Below are 7,980 nucleotides of genomic sequence, written 5' to 3'. Positions count from 1 at the left end.
GAAGGACGTTCACGGAGAACGGTTCCGGAGCCCGGCTGCCGAGGCCGATAACAGTCAGTCCAGTCGCCGGCGCGGCCTCACGGGGAGTCCCTCAGGGATGGAGCACGGGCGCGTCCTCACGGGTGCGTTCTGGCGGGGAGTTCCTCGGGGGAGGCTTCTTGGACGCGTCTTCGGGGGGCCGCGGCTTCACGGGGCTTCTGGGGCCGGCGATGGGTGTGGGGTCAGGGCCATCAGGTTCTGGAGGAGTTCGGCCTGCTCGATGGCGTCGTCCAGGGCGTTGTGCGTGTGCGGTCGCTGGGAGAGCAGGTGCCTGGGCATCTGCCGCTTGGTCGCCCAGCCGATCGGCACTCCCGCCTTGGCCGCGTACAGCGTCTTCATGTCGATGCAACGCGAGTGCCCGAACGGTGAGGCACCGGCAAATCGCATGAAGTACCAATAAATCCACATCCAGTCGTAGGAGAGTGGGTAGGCCGCCAGTACCGGTGTGCTGTTCCCGCACGCGTCGCGGATCCAGGCGGCGGCCTCCCGCATCGCCTCGGCCGGGTCGCGGCCCTCGCGGATCAGCGTCTCCCGGTCAAGCCCGCTCACGGCGAGCGCCTCAGGCACATGGTCGTCGCTGATCGGCCGCAGTTCCGCGTAGAACGTACGGGTCTGCGGATCGACCGGTTCAAAGACCTTTCCGGTCATCCGCCCGGCCACCGCCATACCAAGGCTGACCATCGAATACGGTCCCGGAATGGGGCCATCGGCCTCGACATCCACAGATATGTACGTTTCGGTCTTCAACCTTCGGGCCTCTCTTGTCGCCGCTACCATTACGTAACTGTCTGTCCGTGAACGGTTACGCAGGGGGAGCGCGTGCGCGACGTGACCGCAGTCCAGGCCGGGTCCGGAGCCGGAGTCGTGCCGGCCTCGCGCCGTCACATGCCGGACTGGGTGCGGGGGCACCGTGCGATGGCCCTCGCCGCCGACACCGTCTGCGCCGCCCTGGCCGGAGCCCTCGCGCTGCTCGTTCGATTCGGCGAGGTTACCGCCTACGTTTTCCCGTACGTCATGCTGAGCGCCGCGCTGCCCGCCGTCTGGGTCTGCGTGATCGCGCTGAACCGCGCCTACGAGCCTCGGCTCATCGGCCTGGGCTCGGAGGAGTTCCAGCGGATCCTCCAGTGCGGCTTCATGCTCACCGCCGCTCTCGCCGTCGGCGCCTACCTCACCAAGACCGATGTGGCCCGCGGCTACGTGGTGCTGGCGCTCCCGCTGACGACGCTGCTCACCCTGCTGGCGCGGTACGGGCTGCGCCGCTCCCTGCACCGCAGGCGGGCCCGGGGCAGGTGCATGCGGCGGGTGGTGGCGGTGGGTCACCGGGTGGCGATCACCGAGTTGGTCCGCAGGTTCCGCCGGGAGCGCTACCACGGCATGGAGGTCGTCGGGGCCTGCGCCCCGCGCGACGGGATGGGCGACGTGGAGGGCGTGCCGCTTCTCGGTGACTTCTCCGACGTCGCGCTCGCGGTCGGGCAGGTCCACGCCGACACCGTGGCCGTGCTCGCCTGCCCGGAGATGGACGGGGTGGCGCTGCGGCGACTGGCCTGGCGGCTGGAGAAGACCGACACGGACCTGGTCGTGGCCCCCGCGCTGATGGAGGTGGCCGGGCCGCGGATCACCATCCGTCCGGCGGCGGGGCTGCCGCTGCTGCATGTGGATCACCCCGAGATCTCCGGCCTGCGCCAGGTGGTCAAGAACCTGTTCGACCGCATCGGCGCCGGGGTGCTGCTGGCGGTGCTGCTCCCGCTGCTGGTGGGAGTGGCGGCGGCCGTGCGGGCCTCCGGGCCCGGGCCGGCGTTCTTCCGGCAGACGAGGGTGGGCCGCGACGGCGCCGAGTTCACGATCTACAAGTTCCGGACGATGCGCGCCGACGCCGAGCGCCGGAAGATCACTCTGTCCAGTGACGGACAGGGCCCGCTCTTCAAGATCAAGAACGATCCGAGAGTGACCCCGCTGGGCGCCTGGCTGCGCCGCCATTCGCTGGACGAGCTGCCCCAGCTGATCAACGTGCTGCTGGGACACATGTCCCTGGTGGGCCCCCGGCCGCCACTACCGGAGGAGGTGGCCGGGTACGGTGACGATGTCCGCCGCCGGTTGCTGGTCAAGCCGGGCATGACCGGTCTGTGGCAGGTGAGCGGTCGCTCTGACCTGTCCTGGGAGGAATCGGTACGGTTGGACCTGCGTTACGTGGAGAGCTGGTCCCTCATGTTGGACCTGCAGATCCTGTGGAAGACCTGGTCGGCTGTCGCGCGAGGAGCTGGAGCATACTGATGACCGTTCGCGACGATCACACACTCGCCGCGGAGTTGGCGACGACGGCCGGCGAGAAGCTGGCGGCCCTGCGCGCGGAGCGGGGTTTCGACAACCCCTCCGAGCTGCGCAAGGAGGGTGACATCGCCTCTCACCTGTTCCTGATGGAGGCCCTGGCACGGCTGCGCCCGGACGACAGCGTGCTGTCCGAGGAGGCGACCAGCGAGGAGCGCCTCGACCCGCGCAGGCTCCGTGCCGAGCGGGTCTGGATCGTCGACCCGCTGGACGGCACCCGAGAGTTCGCCGAGGAGGGCCGCGAGGACTGGGCGGTCCACGTGGCGCTCTGGGAGCGTGGCACGCTGACGGCCGGAGCCGTCGCGCTACCGGCCCAGGGCTGTACGCTCTCCACCGTCGAACCTCCGGTGCGGCCCGCCCCCGAGGCGGACGCCAGGCCGCGGATCGCGGTCAGCAGGACCCGCCCGCCGGAGTTCGTCCAGAAACTGGCCGCTCTCGTCGGCGCGGACCTGGTACCGATCGGGTCGGCGGGCGCCAAGATCTCCGCGGTGCTCACCGGAGCGGTCGAGGCCTACGTGCACGCCGGGGGCCAGTACGAGTGGGACTCCGCCGCGCCCGTCGCGGTGGCCCTCGCCGCGGGGGCCCACGCCAGCCGCATCGACGGCTCGCAGCTGGCCTACAACCAGCCCGACCCCTCGCTGCCGGATATCCTTGTATCCCTACCGGGACTAGCGCCGACGTTGCTCGCTGGAATCCGGGATCTGCACCGCTAATCCCCGCTAGGAGAGTTTGATGCTTCAGCGCGACTACACCACGTCGCAGCTCGACGTCCTCGAGGCAGAGGCCATTCACATCATGCGTGAGGTCGCGGCCGAGTTCGAGCGTCCCTGTCTGCTCTTCTCCGGTGGTAAGGACTCCATCGTCATGCTCCGCATCGCGGAGAAGGCGTTCTGGCCCGCGCCGATTCCCTTCCCACTGATGCACGTCGACACCGGCCACAACTTCACGGAGGTCATCGAGTTCCGTGACCGCCGCGCCGCACAGCTGGGCGCGCGCCTGGTCGTCGCCAGCGTCCAGGACTCCATCGACGCCGGGCGCGTCGTCGAGGAGACCGGCCGCAGGGCCTCACGCAACCGGCTGCAGACCACGACGCTGCTGGACGCGATCGAGGAGAACGAGTACGACGCCGTGTTCGGCGGCGCCCGCCGTGACGAGGAGAAGGCCCGCGCCAAGGAGCGGGTGTTCTCCTTCCGCGACGACTTCGGCCAGTGGGACCCCAAGAACCAGCGTCCCGAGCTGTGGAACCTCTACAACGCCAGGATCCGCAAGGGCGAGCACATCCGGGTGTTCCCGCTGTCCAACTGGACCGAGCTCGACATCTGGGACTACATCCGGTGCGAGGGCATCGAGATCCCCTCGATCTACTACGCGCACACCCGCAAGGTGTTCGAGCGCGACGGCATGCTGCTGGCCGACAGCGAGTTCATCACCCGCGATGAGGACGAGCCGCTCCAGGAGATGACGGTCCGCTACCGCACGGTCGGCGACGTGACCTGCACCGGCGCGGTCCAGTCGGGTGCCGCGACGGTCGAGGCGATCATCGAGGAGATCGCGGTGAGCCGGATCACCGAGCGCGGTGCCACCCGCGCCGACGACCGCGCCTCCGAGGCGTCCATGGAGGATCGCAAGCGGGAGGGCTACTTCTAGTGCTCACCCACCCTCCCGTCTCCCTTCTTCCCGCGCGGTCCCGCGCCGCACGCCGTACGACCTCTGGAGAGCACCTCTGATGGACATCCTTCGCTTTGCCACGGCGGGAAGCGTCGACGACGGAAAGTCGACGCTCATCGGGCGGCTGCTCTTCGACTCCAAGGCGATCTTCGAGGACCAGCTGGAGGCCGTCGAGCGCACCTCCCGGGACCGCGGCACCGAGTACACCGACCTGTCGCTCCTCACCGACGGCCTGCGGGCCGAGCGGGAGCAGGGCATCACCATCGACGTGGCCTACCGCTACTTCGCCACTCCCAAGCGCAAGTTCATCATCGCCGACACCCCCGGGCACATCCAGTACACCCGCAACATGGTCACCGGTGCCTCCACCGCCGACCTGGCGATCGTCCTGATCGACGCGCGCAAGGGCGTGCTGGAGCAGTCGCGGCGGCACGCCTTCCTCACCACGCTGCTGCGGGTGCCGCACCTGGTCCTGGCCGTCAACAAGATGGACCTGGTCGACTACTCGCAGGAGCGGTTCGAGGAGATCCGCGAGGAGTTCACCGCCTTCGCCTCCAAGCTGAACGCGCCGGACCTGACGTTCATCCCGATCTCCGCGCTGCACGGTGACAATGTGGTGTCACGCTCGGAGAACACCCCCTGGTACAACGGGTCCTCGCTCCTGCACCACCTGGAGCACGTGCACATCGCCTCCGACCGCAACCTGGTCGACGTGCGCTTCCCCGTGCAGTACGTCATCCGCCCGCAGCGGGCCACCGACCCGGCCTTCCACGACTACCGGGGCTACGCCGGCCAGATCGCCGGAGGCGTGCTGAAGCCGGGGGACGAGGTCATGCACCTGCCCTCGGGCCTGGCCACGCGCATCTCGTCGATCGACACCTTCGACGGGCCGGTCGACGAGGCGTTCGCGCCGATGTCGGTGACCCTCCGGCTGGAGGACGACATCGACATCTCGCGCGGCGACATGATCTGCCGTCCGAACAACCAGCCGCACGTCTCCCAGGAACTGGAGGCGATGATCTGCTGGATGGCGGATTCCAGCAAGCTGGCCCCGCGCGCCAAGCTGACCATCAAGCACACCACCCGTACGGCCCGTGCCCTGGTCAAGGACCTGCACTACCGGCTGGACGTCAACACCCTGCACCGGGACGAGACCGCCTCCTCACTCGGCCTCAACGAGATCGGACGCGTCTCGCTCCGCGTCACCCAGCCCCTGTTCGTGGACGACTACGCCCGCAACCGGCTCACCGGCGGCTTCATCCTCGTGGACGAGGCCACCAACAACACGGTCGGCGCCGGAATGATCGTCGACGCCAAGTAGTCCCACCCCGCCGCCCGCGCCCGCAGCCCAAGCCCCTCCCCTCGGCACAACGGGGAGGGCCAGGCACGGGTCGCGGGCGGTTCGCCGTTCCCGGGCCGTCTACGGCGCCGAGGCTTCGGGGGCGCTCCGTTCAGGAGACAGGCGCCGCCGAACCCGCTGGGTAGATCCTTTGTCCGTTCTCTGACCTCTCCGTTACGCTCCGCGCTAGCCTCAGCACGTTCCGTATCCGTCGGGTAAGGATTCGTGCCTGTGTCTGATAGTCCGTCACCTGCTCGGGTGGTTTTCCTGGGTGGCCTCGGCCGCAGCGGGACCACGCTGCTGGAGCGCCTGCTCGGGGAGGTCCCCGGCATCGTGCCGCTCGGCGAGGTCGTCCACCTCTGGGCCAGGAGCGTGCTCGCGGACGAGGCCTGCGGATGCGGCGAGCCCTTCGGGGTGTGTCCCTTCTGGGACAAGGTCGGGATGCGCGCGTTCGGAGGCTGGTCCGCGGACCTGGCCCACCGGATGATCGCGCTCAGGGCCCGCGTCGACCGTACCCGGCGCATCCCGACCCTGGCCAGGCTGCTGGCCGAGGAGCGGGCGGGCAACGGCAGGTGGCCGACGCCCGGCACCGCTGAGCTGGACGAGTATGTCGCCGTCCACCGCGATCTGTACGACGCGGCGGGGGAGGTCGCCGACTGCCCGGTCGTGATCGACTCAAGCAAGCACGCCTCGCTGGCCTTCTGCCTGGCGGCGGCCGGGGTCGACGTCCACGTCGTTCACGTGGTCCGCGACCCCCGCGCGGTCGCGCACTCCTGGCGCAGGCGGGTCGAGCGTCCAGAGGACGGGCGTCCGATGACCCACTGGTCACCCTCCCGCACCTCGCTGCACTGGCTGAGTGAGAACCTCGGCCTCGGACTCCTCGCCCGCAGGGGCGTCCCGGTCACCCGGGTCCGCTATGAGGACCTGCTCGGCGCCCCCGCCGACACGCTCAGGCGCCTGGTCGCCAGGATCGGCCTCTCCTGCCGCCTCGACTTCCTATCGGGCAGCTGGGCGGAGCTCTCGACGGCGCACACCGCCTCGGGCAACCCCATCCGCTTCACGGTCGGCCGCACCGAGCTGACCAGGGACGACAGCTGGCGTGCCGCCGCGGGGTCCCGGCAGCTGCGCCTGGTCACCGCGCTGACCTGGCCCCTCATGATCAAGTACGGCTATCACAGGAGGCTCGCGTGAACACATCGGTGGGTGTCGTCATCCCCACCCGGGGACACCGGCCCGACCAGCTGCGCGCGGCCACCCTCGCGGTGCTCGGCCAGGACCACTCCGGCCCCGTCGAGGTGGTGGTGGTCGTGGACGGCGGAGATCCGGCCTGGGTCGCCGACCAGGTGGCAGACCTCCTGGCCAGCAGGGCACTGGCACCCGGCCGGCGTGGGGCGCCCTCGCGCGGGGTGCGGGTGATGGCCAACCGGCTCACCCCGGGCCTGCCCGGCGCCCGCAACACCGGCATCGCGGCCCTCGGCACCGATCTTGTCGCCTTCTGCGACGACGACGACCAGTGGCTGCCCGGCAAGGTCGCCGCCCAGGTCGCCGCGCTGGAGGCGGAGCCGGACGCCCGCTTCTCCAGTTGCGCCATCGAGGTCGAGTACGGCTCGCGCCGCATTCCCCGCCTGGCGGGGACCAGTCGCGTCACCTACCGCCACCTGGTGCGCTCGCGCATGGTGATGGTGCACTCCTCGACGTTCGTGTTCCGGCGCGGCGGGCTCTGGGTGGACGAGAGCGCCCCCAAGGGCCAGAACGAGGACTGGGACCTGGCGCTGCGCGCCGCCGCCCAGCACCCCATCGTGCACGTCGACCGGCCTCTGGTCCGGGTGCGCTGGGGGGGCTCCTCGTACGTGGCCCGCTGGGCCGACCGGATCGCCGGGCTGCAGTGGATGCTCGCCCGGCACCCTGATCTGGCCGTGGATCCGCGCGGCGCGGCGCGGGTCTACGGTCAGCTCGCCTTCCACCACGCGGCCCTCGGCCAGCGGCGGGAGGCGGGCCGCTGGGCCTGGCGGGCGTTCACCGCCCGCCACGGCGAGCCCCGGGCACCCATCGCGCTCGCGGTGGCGGCCGGCCTGGTCCCCGCGCGGACCCTGCTCAGCGTTCTGCACCACCGAGGGCACGGCATCTGATGGCGCCCATCACCGAGCGTCCGCGCGTGACGGTCCGCTACGGCCCGCAGGTCGCCCCGCCCTCGGCCGGTCAGGCCGTCGAACGCCTGCCGGTGCTCGCGCGCCATGGCTCGCAGGTCGCCCCGCCCCTGCCGGGGCGGGGTGCCGAACGCCCGTCAATGATCGCTCGCCACGATCTGCTCGTCGTTCCGTCGGAGGTGGGGCGGGCCGCCGATCGTCCGCGCGCGACCGCCCGCTACGACCTGCCGGTGGTCCCAACCGTGATGGGGCAGGTCACCGGGCATCCTTCGGCGCCGTCTCGCTACGACCCGCAGATCGCCCCGTCCGTGACGGGCAAGGCCGTTCACGCCGTGATGTCGATCCCGCCCGCCACCGACCACCGGTCGCCACCAGAACATGAAGTCGGCGTCGGCGCGGAAGCCCGCCACGTCGTACAGGCCGCGGGTGACCACGTCCTTGCGCTCCATCTGGGCCAAGAGC

General features: G+C 70.4%; 8 protein-coding genes. 7 read left to right on the top strand and 1 reads right to left on the bottom strand.

Going from position 1 to position 7,980, the window contains the following annotated elements:
• Positions 1-186: 186 nt before the first annotated feature.
• Positions 187-720, bottom strand: a complete 534-nt coding sequence (locus ABZ260_RS41525; protein ID WP_355628732.1) for a 3'-5' exoribonuclease — start codon at positions 718-720, stop codon at positions 187-189.
• Positions 721-954: 234 nt separating this feature from the next.
• Between ABZ260_RS41525 and ABZ260_RS41520 the strand changes: the two genes are divergently transcribed.
• From ABZ260_RS41520 to ABZ260_RS41490, 7 genes are all read left to right on the top strand, one after another.
• Positions 955-2,310 (top strand): sugar transferase, encoded by a 1,356-nt coding sequence (locus tag ABZ260_RS41520; protein ID WP_355628735.1) that lies wholly within the window; start codon positions 955-957, stop codon positions 2,308-2,310.
• A complete protein-coding gene (locus tag ABZ260_RS41515; protein WP_355628729.1) occupies positions 2,310-3,077 on the top strand; it encodes a 3'(2'),5'-bisphosphate nucleotidase CysQ in 768 nt (255 codons plus the stop codon). The genes ABZ260_RS41520 and ABZ260_RS41515 overlap by 1 nt, the downstream gene beginning before the upstream one ends.
• A gap of 19 nt (positions 3,078-3,096) precedes the next feature.
• Positions 3,097-4,011 carry a sulfate adenylyltransferase subunit CysD gene (gene cysD, locus ABZ260_RS41510; RefSeq protein WP_355628726.1) on the top strand — a complete coding sequence of 305 codons (915 nt, stop codon included), beginning with the start codon at positions 3,097-3,099 and terminating at the stop codon, positions 4,009-4,011.
• Between the two features lie 79 nt (positions 4,012-4,090).
• The gene (gene cysN, locus ABZ260_RS41505) at positions 4,091-5,353 is read left to right on the top strand and encodes a sulfate adenylyltransferase subunit CysN (protein WP_355628723.1); all 1,263 of its coding nucleotides are present in this window, start codon (positions 4,091-4,093) and stop codon (positions 5,351-5,353) included.
• A gap of 276 nt (positions 5,354-5,629) precedes the next feature.
• A complete protein-coding gene (locus ABZ260_RS41500) occupies positions 5,630-6,562 on the top strand; it encodes a sulfotransferase (protein WP_355628720.1) in 933 nt (310 codons plus the stop codon).
• On the top strand, positions 6,559-7,500 hold the full coding sequence (locus tag ABZ260_RS41495; protein ID WP_343962563.1) for a glycosyltransferase: 942 nt from the start codon (positions 6,559-6,561) through the stop codon (positions 7,498-7,500). The genes ABZ260_RS41500 and ABZ260_RS41495 overlap by 4 nt, the downstream gene beginning before the upstream one ends.
• Positions 7,500-7,980 (top strand): hypothetical protein (locus ABZ260_RS41490; RefSeq protein ID WP_355628717.1); only part of this gene is annotated, 481 nt, incomplete at its 3' end. The genes ABZ260_RS41495 and ABZ260_RS41490, both read left to right, overlap by 1 nt.

The sequence above is a fragment of the Streptosporangium sp. NPDC006013 genome (assembly GCF_040614275.1).
Taxonomy (GTDB): Bacteria; Actinomycetota; Actinomycetes; order Streptosporangiales; family Streptosporangiaceae; genus Streptosporangium.
This window is presented reverse-complemented; position numbering and strand designations above follow the sequence as displayed.